Here is a 13,995-nt window from a genome sequence, read left to right as displayed (position 1 = left end):
GACTTTAACAGAAAATGGAAATTGGACGGTAAATTAGAAACTTTAAGAGAGAATATAATAAACCTAATGGATGTTAGGTTTGGAGCGGTTGATGAGACAATAGTAGAAAAGATTAATAAAACAAACAATATAGATACTTTAAGACAGATTTTAAGATTAATCGGAAGAAGTCAAAATTTAGACGAGGTTGTAGAAAAGTTAGAAAGTTTGTAAATCTTTTTTGAGTATATTTGAGAGTGCTTTAAAATTTTGATTAAGTCAAAAAATTAATTGACTTTCTGATCGTCCTTCTAAGCATAAGCGAAGAATCATCTCCCTTTTTTACATCTCACTTCTTATTTTCCCGGTTTTTAAAAAAAGAAATCCTTCGGACTAAGGTCCTCAGGATGTTCTATGTTAAATGTCAAGTACAAAAATTTTCATCAAATGGTCTTCTGCTTTTTAATACACCATATGCTTGCCTTAATAACTTATGTGCTACAGCCACTAATGCTAACTTTTTAGCCTTACCTTTACTTACTAATCTTTCGTATAATTCTCTGCAGTATTTGTTAAACCTTATTGCTGATAATGCTGCCATGTATAATATTTTCCTTGCATATGGATTTCCCATCTTCTTTATCCAGCCACTTTTCTTTACACATGCTGCACTTTCATATGGGCTTGGACTGATTCCTATAAAACTCGATATATCTTTTACACTCTTAAATCTTTCAAAATTTCCATATACTGATATTATCATTCCTATAGTCCTATCACTTATACCAGGTATGCTTTTTAAAAGTTTGTATTCCTCTTGATAATTCTTCTTAGACAATTCTTTTATCTCTTTCTCAAGTTCTTTTATGTTTTTTTCTATTTTTCTAATTAGCTCATCGTAATATTCTAAATTCTCTTTCAATTTTTTCATTGGTACATGACTTAATGATTCTCTTTGGGAGTTAAAATAATGTTGTGTCTAAATAAAATTATAAGGAGGAGTAGTAATGGATAAGAAAGAATACTTTGAAAAAATATTAGACAGATCTACCGAAGAATTAGTAAAAGAACTTTTCCCAAACGGTATAACAACTCAAGAAGAAAAGATAGGTATAAGAAAGCTTTTAGAATCTGTTGTGGAACTGATTATGAATCAGGAAAGAAATTTCTTCCTTGAAAATGATGAAGACAACAAAGCAAACGGATATTATGAAAGAAGCCTAAATACTGGTTCTTTCAAGCTTAACATAAATGTCCCAAGAGATAGAAAGGGTAAATTTAGACCACAAATATTACCTGACCCTTATAAAAGAGTTAATGAAGATTATATAGACCTTCTTATGAGTTTGGTATCCAATGGATACTCAGAAAGCAAGATAGATTCTACATTAAAAAGCTTGGGCTTAAACTACTCAAAACAACATATGGATGCAATCAAAAAACAGCTTATAGAAAGACTTAATGATTTTAAAACAAGAGAGCTTCCATCGGATGCATTTGTACTGTATATAGACGCATATCACTGTGATATAAAAGAGAAAAACAAAATCAGAAAGGCTTCTGTCTATGTAGTTCTTGGAATAGATTTACAAGGAAATAAAGATATATTTGGATTTTACACATTTTTCAGTAGTGAAAACAAAGCAGACTGGATAAAAGTATTCAATGATTTAATAGATAGAGGACTAAAAAGGGTAATGCTTATAGTAAGTGATGATTTTCCTGGGATAACAAAAGCCATAGAAACACTATTTCCTTATACAGACCATCAGCTATGTTTAGTCCATTTACAAAGAAACGTTAGAAATCAGATGGATAAAGAAGATTCACAAGTATTTAACAAAGAACTGAAAAACATAAAAGAAAACAGCTTAGATTATGAAGATGGATTAGAAAAATTAGATGATTTATGCGGTAGATTTAAGTCTAAATATCCAAGCTTTATAAAACATATTCAATCTAACAAAGAGAGATACTTATGTTTTTTAAAATATCCAGAAAATCTAAGAAAGCACATATACACAACAAATCCAGTTGAAAGTGTTAATAGCATGATAGAAAAGGTAAGAATAAATTTAGGTGGATATTTTCAATCTGTGGACATTCTTGAGATAAATCTGCTTATACAAAGAGACAATTTAAAGAATGGAAAATGGAAAAAGCCTATACCTGCTTTTAAAGGAGTCTCTTATGAAATTTTACAATTGTTTAATAAAAAGTTTTCAATCCAGACACAAAATTATTGACAAGTCTCTTCTCTTTTGTTTCTTAGCATTGTAAGCTGCTGTTGTAAGTCTTCCAATATCTTTAGTTTTACTTCTATTTCTTTTTCTACATCTGATTTTGGTTTATAAAGCTCTCCATCGAAAAACGTTCTTCCATACTCTGCTATAAAGAATGAATCAGCTTTATCTGTTTTAACTCTTGTCATTTTAGCTTCCATAAATTTCTTTATTGAAAATGGATTTACTACTGCTACTTTATAACCATTTTCATACAGATAATTAGCAAGCTTTAAATGGTAAACTCCCGTATGTTCCATTATGATAAGCATATCTGACTTTTTAAACTTCTTAAGGTAAGGCTTTATTTTCATTTCAAACTCAACCGGGTCAGATTTAACTTCAAAAGTTTCTTTCTTGTTATCATACAAAACTGTAGCAGTGAATGAGTTTTTAGATACATCAACTCCTATAACAATTTTGTAGCTGTTCATAATAGTACCTCCTTTCATAAAATACTTGACATGAAAGAAACTTCCTGATAACCTATCATCGTAGTTAAATACAGGCTTAAAAGCCTAATGTTCTGATTCAGGTTTTAGGAAGTAGAGGAAGGACAGTCTAAAACATCCTGATCGGTCTTAAAAGACCAATGACAGAAACTTGATCTGTCCTTCTTTTTTTCTCCCATGTCTATAATTATTATAAAACTTATTCTCTTATAGTTTAAAAAATTTTTAGTATATTTAATATACGATGACAAAGAAAGTGAAAGCCATACGTTAACAGTCCTCATATTCGTCATTCTGAGCGTTAGTGAAGAATCTCCTACCTTTCTAAATATTACTTCTCACTTTTTTGCCTCCTCACTTTTTAAAAGAGGAGAACCTTTGGACTAAAATCCTCAAGATGACGTAATGAAGATAAACTTGCTAAAATTTTAGAACATCCTTAAAGTCAATTTACATTTCCACATCCTAACATGATAAAATATTATCTTAAAATGATTGAGGTTGTTTAATGGAAAGAGCGATTTTAGCACTTGAAGATGGTCATTTTTTCTATGGTTATGCATTTTCCGGCTTTAAATTAAAAGAAACAGACGGAGAAGTAATCTTTAATACATCAATGACAGGATATCAAGAAATCTTAACAGACCCATCTTACAAAGGTCAAATTGTAGTTATGACAGGTGCAGAAATTGGAAACTACGGGATAAACGACGAAGACAGTCAATCTGACAGAGTTTGGGTTAATGGCTTTGTTGTAAAGGATGTCCCTGCTATTTATTCAAATTATAGAGCAAAAAAAAGCTTAAAAGAGTACTTGGAAGAAAGCAACGTAATTGGAATTTTTGGCGTAGATACAAGAGCTGTAGTTAGAGTTTTAAGAGACTACGGAGTAATGAAAGGATACATCGGCATTGGTGATATTTCACCCCAAGAAGCAGTAAGAAAAGCAAGAAGCATTCCGGATATTTCAGAGCTAAATTTAGTTAAGGAAGTATCAACATCAAAAGTTTATAGATGGACTCAAAAAAGTTGGAAATGGCCAGAAGGTTATACGGAGCAAACAGAATTTCATTATAAAGTTGCAGTAATAGACTATGGCGTTAAAAAAGATATTTTAAGACTTCTTGCCGATAGAAATTTAGAGCTAATATGTTTTCCTCACAACGTTTCAGCAGAAGAGGTGTTAAGCATAAATCCGGATGGAATTTTCTTATCAAATGGACCGGGAGACCCGGCGATTTTAACCTATCAAATACAGCAGATAAAAAAACTTATTGCTTCAGAAAAGCCAATTTTTGGTATATGTCTTGGACATCAGCTTTTATCTTGGGCTTTTGGAAGTAGAACTTATAAGCTTGAATTTGGTCATCATGGTGGAAACCATCCAGTCAAAAATCTAAAAACAGGAAAAGTTGAAATTACAGCACAAAACCACAACTACGCAACGGATGAATCTAAACTCCCTCAAGATGTTGAAATTACCCATATTAACTTAAATGATAACACAGTAGAAGGAATGAGACATAAAAATTATCCTGTATTTTCAATCCAGCATCATCCGGAAGCAGCACCGGGACCTCATGACTCATTCTATATTTTTGATGAATTTTACAATTTGATTAAAGCGTGTAAGAAGTAAGAGGTAAAAAATTAGAAAATGAATAACAATCATCACCAAACCTTAAAAGAGCGTTGGATACTTGGCTCTCTAACTTTAAATCTTTTTTTATCGATTTTAAAACTTGTTGTTGGACTTATCACAAATAGTCTTGGGCTTATTGCTGAGGCTATCCACTCTTTTTCTGACCTCATAGCATCTGTTATATCATTTATCAGCGTAAAGATTACAGCAAAAAAATCAAAAGATTTTCCCTACGGTCTTTATAAAGTAGAAAACATAGCAGCTGTAATAATATCTTTTTTCTTATTCTTTGCAGCTTATGAAATACTTAAAGAAGCATTTTTATCACATGAAAGCCATCAAGTAAAAAATCCAGAGTATGCAATCATTGTTATGTTGATTGCGATGGTTTTAACATTTTTCTATTCAAGATTCGAAAAGAAAGCCGGTGAAAAACTAAACTCTCCTGTTCTTGTTGCAGATGCTGAGCATATTTGGGCTGACTTTCTTTCTTCCATTATAGTTTTGATAGGTCTAATCAGTGTTTATTTTGGTTATAACTTAGATAAGTATGCAGCAGCAATCGTATCTGTATTTATTTTTAAAAGCGGATTTGAAATTTTAAAAGATTCAATAAAAGTTTTGCTTGATTATTCATTAGACTTAGATGAGCTTAATAAAATCAAAAATTTAATTCTTAAAAATCCGGCAGTAGTTGATATAAAAGAAATAAAAGGAAGAACTGCGGGAAGTTATAAATTTGTTGAAGCAGAAATACTTCTTCATAATATGTCTCTTAGAGAGGCACACAGAATCGTTGATGAAATTGCAGAGGAGATAAAACAAAAAATACAAAACATAGAATCTGTCGTAATACATTACGAACCGGCAAGACAGGAAGGTTTAAGAATAGGCGTTTTATGTGATGAAAATCAAAACATAAAAGATTTTGAAACAGCAAGAGTCGTATGCATTTACGATATTAGCCAAGATTTAGAAATTCTTAGCAGTTATAATATAACCATAGAAGAAAGCAGTCTATCTAAACTTCTTTCAAAGCTTGGATTAGATGTTTTAGTATCAAAAAATCATCCACTTGATTTTAAAGTAAGATTTTTACTATCAAAAAGTAGTATCATGGTATGGGAAACAGAAAAAAATAAAGTAGATGAATCAGTCAATGAAGTGGTAAAATCTTGGAAAGAATTTATAAAAGGAGAGGTATAGTCATGATTGGCAGAATTCTTGTTGGATTAGATGGTTCAAAAATTAGTAAAGTAGCAGGAGAATACGGAATTTATCTGTCAAAAAAATTAAAAAGACCGGTTGTAGGTATTCATATCATTGATATAAGACTATTAGAAGGACCTTTCTTATCAGATATAGCAGGCGGTCTTGGTTTTACTGTTTACGGAGATTTAACAGCTAAAATAAAAGAAGTTCTTGATGCAAAAGCAGATGCAATTTTAGATGAATTTGCTGTAAGATGTAGAGAAGAAGGCGGTGATTGTTCTATTGCATCAGCTTATGGCGTGGTTGTAGATGAGCTTATTAACATGGCTGACCCGGAGGATATATTGATAGTTGGAAAGAAAGGTGAGCATGCAGGATTTGCTCCACTTTTCCTTGGCTCTACAGCTGAAGCAGTAGCAAGAAAAGCACACTGCCCAGTGATGGTAACACCACCAGAATTTAGAGAAATAAAAAATATTTTACTTGCATTTGATGGAAGAGAAAAATCAGTCCATGCTGCAATCTATGTAAACTATTTAGCAAAAACATTACAAACAAATGTAAAAGTTATCTCTGTGTTTAAGGATAAAGTAGAAGACCAACCATTAGCAGAAAGCTTTAAAGAAAGGCTTGAGTCTATTCTTGAAGTTCCGTTTGAATTCATTGATAAATACGGCTTACCGGAAGATGTATTAGATGAATACATAACCACAAATAAAGACAATCTTGACCTTATTGTAATGGGTGCGTTTGGTGAAAGTGTCGTTAAAGAGCTTATTCTTGGAAGTACAACAAACTATATAATGTCAAGGTCTCCTGTCCCCGTATTGCTTGTTAAGTAAGAGGTGATACAGTGGAAAAAGATTTTGGTGGATTTAAGGGAATTTTAATCATTGGTCTTGGACTAATTGGAGGTTCTTTAGCCTTAGCATTAAGAAAAGAAGGTTATAAAGGCAAAATCTACGGGTTTGATTTAAATAAAAACAGAATAGAGAAAGCATTAGAGCTTAAAGCAATCGATGAAGGTTATGATTTTTATGAAAAGATTCCTTGGGAAAATATAGATTTTGTAGTTTTATCAACACCTGTTAAAACCTTTGAAAGCATAGCATTAAAAATAAAACCTTTTTTGAAAGATGATACAGTTGTATCTGATGTTGGCAGTGTAAAAGGTGATTTGGTACTAAGATTGTATGAGATACTAAAGCCACATGTTTTTGTAGGAGTCCATCCAATAGCAGGAACAGAAAAAGAAGGCATAGAAAATGCAAAGTATGATTTATTTAAAAATGCAAGATTGATATTAACTCCTGTAGGAGAAGATAGAGAGAAAATAGAAAAGGTTGAAAAGTTTTGGAAGGACATTGGCTCAAAAACAGAAATAATGGACCCACATTTACATGATTTTGTCTTTGCCAGTGTATCACATCTGCCCCATGCAATAGCTTTTGCACTTGTTGATAGCTTGATAGATTTATCAAAAGAGACAGGAATTGATTTATTTAAATATCCGGGCGGAGGATTTAAAGACTTTACAAGAATAGCAGCAAGCTCACCAACGGTTTGGAAGGATATATTCTTAGAAAATAAAGAAAATGTTTTACATACAATAGATGTTTTTCAAAAATCCTTAGAAAGGTTAAAAGAGGCTATCAAAAAAGAGGATGAGAAAGAGATTTTAAATATCTTGTCAGAAAGTAGAGAAAAGAGAATGTCGTTGGATTAGTTTTAGAAATGAAAGAGAGTAAAGGGTTTAAAGAAACTGAGATAGGTTTAATTCCAGAGGATTGGGAAGTTGTGAGATTGGGAGAGATATTAGAAGAGAAGAATGAAAAAGTCAAGAATTATGATTTTAAAAATATTGTAGTTCTTTCAATTACAAGTAAAGATGGACTTATTGAACAAAATAGGAAATTTAAGCATAGAGTTGCATCTCAGAATATATCAGATTATAAACTTGTTAGAAAAGGTGAATTGGTTTATGGATTTCCTATAAATGAGGGTGTAATAGCTTTTCTTTGGAGATATGAAATGGGTGCAGTTAGCCCAGCTTACTATACATGGAAATTAAAGTATCCAGAAAAAACTTATTATATTTTTTTAGATTACTTATTAAGAAGTCCTATTATCTTAAATTTATTTAAGCCGTTTATTTCAAATACAGTCCATAGAAGAAAAATTATAAAACCTCACGATTTTAAACAAATCCCAATCCCCCTACCACCACTTGAAGAGCAAAAAGCTATTGCTGATATTCTTTCTACTGTCCAAAATGCTATAGAAAAAACAGAAAAAGTTATAAATGCTACAAAACAGCTTAAAAAGTCTATGATGAAGCATCTTTTTACATATGGAGCTGTTGTAGTTGATGAGATTGATAAAGTTAAATTAAAAGAGTCTGAAATCGGATTAATTCCAGAGCATTGGGAGGTTGTGAGGTTTGGGGATATAGTAAATTTCAAAATTGGTAGAACTTCGCCAAGAAAAAATAAAGATTATTGGACAAATGGAAAGTATTATTGGGTTAGTATTTCAGATATGAAAAATCGATATATTAACAATACATCTGAGATGGTTTCCGAAAAAGCACATAAAGAAATATTCAAAGAGAAATTAACTCCAGCAGGAACGTTATTAATGAGTTTCAAGTTAACAATCGGAAGAACAGCAATATTAAACGTGGATGCTTACCATAACGAGGCTATTATCTCAATCTACCCAAAAGAAAATAAAGTTTTAAAAGAGTTTCTATTTTACTATCTACCAGCCGTTGATTACTCCAATTTGCAAGACAAAGCGATAAAAGGAAATACTCTAAATACTTCTAAGCTAAATAAAATCCCAATCCCCCTCCCACTCCTTGACGAACAACAAAAAATAGCTAACATTCTAACAACCATAGACCAAAAAATCCAAGCAGAAGAAAAGAAAAAAGAAGCTCTGCAAAACCTATTTAAAACACTACTACAACAGCTCATGACAGGAAAAATTAGAGTTAGATATCCATCTTGAAATAACTTAAAATTTGATAAAATTATCATTTCAAAAAATTCTTTAAAGGTGCAGCGATGATAGTAGAAGAAATAAAGACTAAATGGGAAGAGATAAAAGAGAAGTGGGATAATTTAAAAGAGATTTTAAAGCCAGAAAAGTTAGAAGAAGAGATAAAACAACTTGATGATTTAATGGCAGACCCTAACTTTTGGAACGATACGAAAAAAGCTCAAGAAATTTCATCAAGGAGAAACTATTTAGGAGAAAAATTAGAAGAAATTTTAACAGTTGATAAAAAAGTCAATAATCTTTTAGACTATATCACACTTCTTGAAATGGAAGAAGACCAAGAGCTTTATAACGAAGTTGAAAAAGAATTAAAAGAGATAGAAAAAGAAATCAGCAGATTAGAGCTTGGCAGTCTGTTATCGGATGAGATGGATTCAAAAAATGCAATTCTTACTGTTCAGGCTGGCTCAGGTGGAGTTGAGGCTTGCGACTGGACAGAGATGCTACTTAGAATGTACACAAGATGGGCAGAAAAGAGAGGTTATCAAGTTGAGCTTGTAGACTTTCAGCCGGATGATGTAGCAGGCGTTAAAAGTGCAACGCTGATTATAAAAGGACCTTATGCTTATGGGTATTTAAAGGGAGAACAAGGAGTTCATAGACTTGTAAGAATTTCTCCATTTGATGCAAACAAAAGAAGACATACATCCTTTTCAGCTGTTTCAGTAATTCCAGAAATTGATGAAGATATAAAAGTAGAAATAAACGAAGAAGACCTTAGAATAGATACATACAGAGCAAGCGGTGCGGGTGGTCAGCATGTAAACAAAACAGATTCAGCTGTTAGAATTACACATATTCCAACCGGTATTGTAGTTGCTTGTCAGAGTGAAAGGTCTCAGCTTCAAAACAAACTTAAAGCTACGAATATGCTTAAAGCAAAGCTTTATCAGTTAGAGCTTGAAAAAAGAAAAGAAAAACAAAAAGAGCTTGAAGGCGAGAAAAAAGACATCACATGGGGAAGTCAGATAAGGTCTTATGTTTTCCAGCCATATCAAATGGTCAAAGATTTAAGAACAGGATTTGAGACTGGAAATATAGAAGCCGTAATGGATGGAGAAATAGACGACTTTATAGAAAGCTATCTAAAATGGAAAGCAAAAGGCGGACAGTAAAATGTTAAAGAAAGAAAATATAATCGTTTTATTGTCCGGTGGAATGGATAGTGCTGTTTTACTATGGCTGTCAAAAACTATATTTAAAGATGTATATACTATATCTTACTCTTATGGACAAAAACACAGTATAGAGCTTGAATATGCAAAAGAACTTTCAAAAATTGCAGGCGTAAAGGAGCATTTTATCGTTGAAGTGCCACACCTAAAACAGCTTAAAGGAAGTGCTTTAACAGATGAGAATTTAGAAATTCCATCAGAAAACTATCCGGATGAGCCACCGATAACAACTGTACCAATGAGAAATTTAATATTTTTGTCAATAGCAGCATCGTTTGCTGATGTTTATGAGATAGAAAATATAGGAATTGGCATACATTCCTTAGACTCACCATATCCAGACTGCAGGGCGGAGTTTGCATCATCTGCAGAAGCGGTTATAAATGCAAGTTCTGTGATGGTAGCAAAGAAGAAAAACAGAATAAAGATTTTTACTCCATTCTTGGGCATGAGTAAAACAGATATTGCAAAACTTGGCAGGGAGCTTGGAGTTCCATTTGAAAAAACATACTCTTGTTATAAAGGAACCGTTCCACCCTGCGGAGAGTGTGCAACCTGCAGACAGAGAGAAGAGGCTTTAAGAGAAACTTTTTCAGATACCACAACTTAAATTAAAGATTGTTTCAATTTGTCATTCTGAAGCCGTGTAAAGAATCTTCCACCTTTTTACCTCTACAGTGTCATTCTGAGCGTCAGCGAAGAATCTCCTGTTTTAAAAAAAACATTAAAAGGAGTAGATCTTTCAGCTTTACAGCCTTAGGATAACGAAGAAAGGATGTCTCATTCTTAGCTATACCAAAATCTCAGATTCCACAGCTTAACTCATCATTTGGCTTAGCTTTCCTAACTTTTAACTTTAAACCTTCTACTTTTTCTATGATTACCGTTTCATCTTTCTTTATCTCTTCATCTGAGTAAGCAAACCAAAGCTCGCCGTGATACATCACCTTCCCGCATTCTTTATTAATGTCTGTATAAGCCACTGCCTTATCTCCAATCATAGCCTCTGAGCCTGTTTTTGGTTTTTCTCTTTGAATTTTTGCACCTTTGTATGCCACTAAAAAGAAAAATACAGCACTGAAAATTACCGTTGGAATGATTACTTGCAATGATATATCACCATAAGCTGAATCGGAAGGGATTAAAATAATAGACCCAAGAGCTAAGGATATAACACCGGCAACAGCAAGCCCACCAAACAACGGAGTTATCATCTCTAAGATAAAGAATAAAACACCTAAACCTATCAAAATCACACCAAGCCAGTTTGCAGAGATGATATTAAGAGAATATAAAGCCAGTGCAAGAGAGATTGCTCCAACCGTTCCGGGGATGATAGAGCCGGGATTGTAAAGCTCAAAGAAAATTCCATAAAATCCTATCATCAATAAGAAATATGCAACCGTTGGATTTGATAAAATTGTTAAAAGTTTTTCTTTAAAATTAAGCTCTACAAATTCAATCGGCTGATTTTTTAGATTAAGAGTAATCTCTTTATTATTTTTTATAACTTTTTTACCATCAAGCTTTAAGATTAAATCATTTAAATCTTCTGCTATTATGTCTATTATTTTACTTTTTAATGCTTCTTCTGATGTAAGGTTTATGCTTTCTGTAATCATTTTTTCTGCAATTTCTTCATTTCTTCCTTTTTCTTTAGCAATGCTTTTAACAAATGCTACCATATCGTTCATTACTTTCTTTTTCATTGTCTCTTCTATGTCTTTGCCTTCCATAGACACAGGGGATGCTGAGCCTATGTTTGTTGCCGGAGCCATTGCTGCTACATCTGCCGATATTGTGATGATAGCACCGGCAGATGCCGCCCTTGCACCTTTTGGATACACATAAACTATAAACGGAATATCTGTTTTTTGGATTGTTTTTATTATCTCTCTTATTGATGTCTCTAATCCACCGGGTGTATCAAGCTGTAGGATTATAGCCTTTGCTGATTTTTCTTCTGCTGTATTTACTATTCTATTGACATAATCTATCGTTGTTGGTGTGATTGGGTCATTCCATTTTCCAACTATGATAGTTGCATATGAAAAGTTAAAAATCATTAACAAAGCTGTTAAAATCTTAACCATTTTGTTCTCCATGTATTAAGTTATTGGTAATCATACTTTTTCTAATGAATGTATAATATATTTTAGGGTGAGAAATTTAACAAAAACATGAGATTCTTCGCTTCGCTCAGAATGACAAATAAGGTAATTGTTAGCATGCTTTTGCTTTCTATGTCATCCTGAGGCCATCCTGAGGCCATAAGGCCGAAGGGTCTCATTTTTAAATTCTATAAAAATCACTAATTTCTCACCCCAAAACATTGGTAATCACACTTTCTAATGTATAATGTTTTGAGAAGATAATCAAGGATTTTAGATTTATGTCAGAAAATGGGGGAAATATAGTTTTTAAATATGGTAAAAAAATGGGTGATTACTCAAAATAACCATCTCACTCCCTGCCGGACCGACGGGGGTTTTTTCAATCATACACAAAAACTTTTAAACTGCTATCTAAAATATTCAAAAATCTTTTTACAGTGTTTGCATGACCTTTGCCAATTAAAACAATGATTTTATAATCAGGATATTTTTTATATGTATCATATATTTTGTATGCCATGCCGTAGTCCCAGGCAAGCTGGATATCATAAAAAGCCTGCTTATTTTTAATGTTTTTATGCTCTTTAATTGCTTCATCAATAAACTTTATCTCCTCCGGTGTGTGCTTTGGAATTGGCTTTGGCAAATATGCAGAATCTATATTTTCCAATCCTTTCTTTCTAATTTCAGACAGTAGCTCAGACGGAATGTTTAAAGCAACGATTCTTATCTTGTTTTCTTTTGCAAACTCTAAAATATCTTTGTATAGATTAATATCAAAGCCCCATCTTTTTTTATACTCTGTTTTTTCTATAAGCTGGTTTAAATCTATCTCACCTTGAATATACTTATCCAAATACTCCTGAAAAGGTTGCTGGAACATCTCCATTGCAATGATGATTTTTTTATCATATTTATAATAATCTTTAATTACTTCAAGCTGCTTTTTATGGTCAAGCTCATCTGTGTGATTTTCTCCAACAATGATAATGTTATAGCTTTTAAACGTTGAAAATACTAAAATAAAACCTATCATAAAAACTGCTATTGGAGATAAATATAATTTCATAATCGTAGAATTATAACACAGTGAAGATGGACAGCAATTTAACATCGATGATAGCTCAGTATTATAAGATTAAAAATCGCCGGGTGAGAAATTCAATAAAACAGGAGATTCTTCGCCGGCTTCAGAATAACTATCAAAAAAAATTAACCAGTCTTTAGATTTAGTTAAAATTTGAAACACCTTTCATGTCTGCAAAATACTAATCAATCGTGATAAAATTAAATTTCTATAAATCTACGGAGGCAAAGATTGATTAATATGTTTGATGTTGATGGAGTGCTGATTGATGTTACAAAATCTTATCATTACTCAATAAAAGACACAGTTGATTACTTTTCGCAAAAAAACAACAATCTAAAAGATTTATTAGATATTAAGCTAACCTTTGGAATAAATAACGATTGGGACGCCTCTTTAGCTGGAATAATTTATGCTAAATCTGGTTTAGATTTAGAAAATTTTAAAAAACTTTTTACAGCCTACAGCACAAAGCTTGAAGACTTTTATAAACTTGCAAAAGAGTTAAACATAAATTTACCATCTTATCAAGAGCTGGTTGAATACTTTGAAGATAGGTATAAAGTCCACAGAGATAAAGAACAGCTCATTATTCCACATGAAGTTTTAAAACAAATAAGAGAACTTTCTGATGTTGTCGGGGTAATCACAGGAAGACCTTTTCAAGATTTAGATTACACGTTCAAATTATTTGATATTTATAAATACTTTGATTTTATCATTACAGAAGATGATATACCAAATCCACATCTAAGAAAGCCATCTTCCTATCCATTAAAAACATTCTTTAAAAAATTTGATTATAAAGAGCCTGTTTTTTACATTGGAGATACAATCGCAGATTTGATGATGGTTTATAACTATAACAGAGAAGAGGGTAAAAATGTAGAGTTTATTTTGTATCAGAATAATCATAATTACAACCTTCCTGCTAAGTATAAAATAAAACAACCACAAGAGCTTTTAAATATTATTAAATATTATTAAAG

Annotated in this window: 12 protein-coding genes and 2 pseudogenes; 10 read left to right on the top strand and 4 right to left on the bottom strand. The window is 32.1% G+C overall.

Annotation, left to right across the window (positions count from 1 at the left end):
- Window positions 1-21 precede the first annotated feature (21 nt).
- A complete protein-coding gene (locus SYO3AOP1_RS07020) occupies window positions 22-213 on the top strand; it encodes a hypothetical protein (protein ID WP_012460029.1) in 192 nt (63 codons plus the stop codon).
- 190 nt (window positions 214-403) lie between these two features.
- Here the strand turns inward: SYO3AOP1_RS07020 and SYO3AOP1_RS07015 are convergent.
- Window positions 404-940: pseudogene (locus SYO3AOP1_RS07015) on the bottom strand (IS110 family transposase); the annotation flags it as partial.
- A 46-nt stretch (window positions 941-986) separates the two neighbouring features.
- Between SYO3AOP1_RS07015 and SYO3AOP1_RS07010 the strand changes: the two are divergent.
- The gene (locus SYO3AOP1_RS07010; protein ID WP_012458828.1) at window positions 987-2,225 is read left to right on the top strand and encodes an IS256 family transposase; all 1,239 of its coding nucleotides are present in this window, start codon (window positions 987-989) and stop codon (window positions 2,223-2,225) included.
- A gap of 8 nt (window positions 2,226-2,233) precedes the next feature.
- Here the strand turns inward: SYO3AOP1_RS07010 and SYO3AOP1_RS07005 are convergent.
- A pseudogene (locus SYO3AOP1_RS07005) lies at window positions 2,234-2,695 on the bottom strand (transposase); the annotation flags it as partial.
- A 526-nt stretch (window positions 2,696-3,221) separates the two neighbouring features.
- Between SYO3AOP1_RS07005 and carA the strand changes: the two are divergent.
- From carA to queC, 7 genes are read left to right on the top strand one after another with little or no spacing between them, the layout of a single operon-like run.
- Window positions 3,222-4,352, top strand: a complete 1,131-nt coding sequence (gene carA / locus SYO3AOP1_RS07000; protein WP_012460028.1) for a glutamine-hydrolyzing carbamoyl-phosphate synthase small subunit — start codon at window positions 3,222-3,224, stop codon at window positions 4,350-4,352.
- Between the two features lie 18 nt (window positions 4,353-4,370).
- Window positions 4,371-5,561: a cation diffusion facilitator family transporter gene (locus SYO3AOP1_RS06995; protein ID WP_012460027.1), complete on the top strand. Its 1,191-nt coding sequence runs from the start codon at window positions 4,371-4,373 to the stop codon at window positions 5,559-5,561.
- A 2-nt stretch (window positions 5,562-5,563) separates the two neighbouring features.
- Window positions 5,564-6,409, top strand: coding sequence for a universal stress protein (locus tag SYO3AOP1_RS06990; RefSeq protein ID WP_012460026.1), 846 nt, complete (start codon window positions 5,564-5,566; stop codon window positions 6,407-6,409).
- A gap of 11 nt (window positions 6,410-6,420) precedes the next feature.
- Window positions 6,421-7,293 (top strand): prephenate dehydrogenase/arogenate dehydrogenase family protein, encoded by an 873-nt coding sequence (locus tag SYO3AOP1_RS06985; RefSeq protein ID WP_012460025.1) that lies wholly within the window; start codon window positions 6,421-6,423, stop codon window positions 7,291-7,293.
- A gap of 8 nt (window positions 7,294-7,301) precedes the next feature.
- Window positions 7,302-8,579, top strand: coding sequence for a restriction endonuclease subunit S (locus tag SYO3AOP1_RS06980; protein WP_012460024.1), 1,278 nt, complete (start codon window positions 7,302-7,304; stop codon window positions 8,577-8,579).
- Window positions 8,580-8,635: 56 nt separating this feature from the next.
- Window positions 8,636-9,745 carry a peptide chain release factor 2 gene (gene prfB, locus SYO3AOP1_RS06975; RefSeq protein WP_012460023.1) on the top strand — a complete coding sequence of 370 codons (1,110 nt, stop codon included), beginning with the start codon at window positions 8,636-8,638 and terminating at the stop codon, window positions 9,743-9,745.
- Window position 9,746: 1 nt separating this feature from the next.
- On the top strand, window positions 9,747-10,415 hold the full coding sequence (queC, locus tag SYO3AOP1_RS06970) for a 7-cyano-7-deazaguanine synthase QueC (protein WP_012460022.1): 669 nt from the start codon (window positions 9,747-9,749) through the stop codon (window positions 10,413-10,415).
- Between the two features lie 193 nt (window positions 10,416-10,608).
- Here queC and SYO3AOP1_RS06965 read toward each other — a convergent pair whose 3' ends face one another.
- Window positions 10,609-11,898 carry a nodulation protein NfeD gene (locus SYO3AOP1_RS06965; RefSeq protein ID WP_012460021.1) on the bottom strand — a complete coding sequence of 430 codons (1,290 nt, stop codon included), beginning with the start codon at window positions 11,896-11,898 and terminating at the stop codon, window positions 10,609-10,611.
- Between the two features lie 400 nt (window positions 11,899-12,298).
- The gene (locus tag SYO3AOP1_RS06960) at window positions 12,299-12,988 is read right to left on the bottom strand and encodes a ChaN family lipoprotein (protein ID WP_049751928.1); all 690 of its coding nucleotides are present in this window, start codon (window positions 12,986-12,988) and stop codon (window positions 12,299-12,301) included.
- A gap of 258 nt (window positions 12,989-13,246) precedes the next feature.
- Here SYO3AOP1_RS06960 and SYO3AOP1_RS06955 point away from each other — a divergent pair, with 258 nt between their 5' ends.
- Window positions 13,247-13,993, top strand: coding sequence for an HAD-IA family hydrolase (locus tag SYO3AOP1_RS06955; protein WP_281340837.1), 747 nt, complete (start codon window positions 13,247-13,249; stop codon window positions 13,991-13,993).
- The last annotated feature ends 2 nt before the right edge of the window (window positions 13,994-13,995 follow it).

This window comes from Sulfurihydrogenibium sp. YO3AOP1 (assembly GCF_000020325.1).
Classification (GTDB): Bacteria; Aquificota; Aquificia; order Aquificales; family Hydrogenothermaceae; genus Sulfurihydrogenibium.
This window is presented reverse-complemented; position numbering and strand designations above follow the sequence as displayed.

Excerpts from the sequence above, each read along its gene's own strand:
- SYO3AOP1_RS07010 (WP_012458828.1), top strand. The coding sequence starts at position 987 with ATGGATAAGAAAGAATACTTTGAAAAAATATTAGACAGATCTACCGAA.
- carA (WP_012460028.1), top strand. The coding sequence starts at position 3,222 with ATGGAAAGAGCGATTTTAGCACTTGAAGATGGTCATTTTTTCTATGGT.
- SYO3AOP1_RS06995 (WP_012460027.1), top strand. The coding sequence starts at position 4,371 with ATGAATAACAATCATCACCAAACCTTAAAAGAGCGTTGGATACTTGGC.
- SYO3AOP1_RS06990 (WP_012460026.1), top strand. The coding sequence starts at position 5,564 with ATGATTGGCAGAATTCTTGTTGGATTAGATGGTTCAAAAATTAGTAAA.
- SYO3AOP1_RS06980 (WP_012460024.1), top strand. The coding sequence starts at position 7,302 with ATGAAAGAGAGTAAAGGGTTTAAAGAAACTGAGATAGGTTTAATTCCA.
- prfB (WP_012460023.1), top strand. The coding sequence starts at position 8,636 with ATGATAGTAGAAGAAATAAAGACTAAATGGGAAGAGATAAAAGAGAAG.
- queC (WP_012460022.1), top strand. The coding sequence starts at position 9,747 with ATGTTAAAGAAAGAAAATATAATCGTTTTATTGTCCGGTGGAATGGAT.
- SYO3AOP1_RS06965 (WP_012460021.1), bottom strand. The coding sequence starts at position 11,898 with ATGGTTAAGATTTTAACAGCTTTGTTAATGATTTTTAACTTTTCATAT.
- SYO3AOP1_RS06960 (WP_049751928.1), bottom strand. The coding sequence starts at position 12,988 with ATGAAATTATATTTATCTCCAATAGCAGTTTTTATGATAGGTTTTATT.
- SYO3AOP1_RS06955 (WP_281340837.1), top strand. The coding sequence starts at position 13,247 with ATGTTTGATGTTGATGGAGTGCTGATTGATGTTACAAAATCTTATCAT.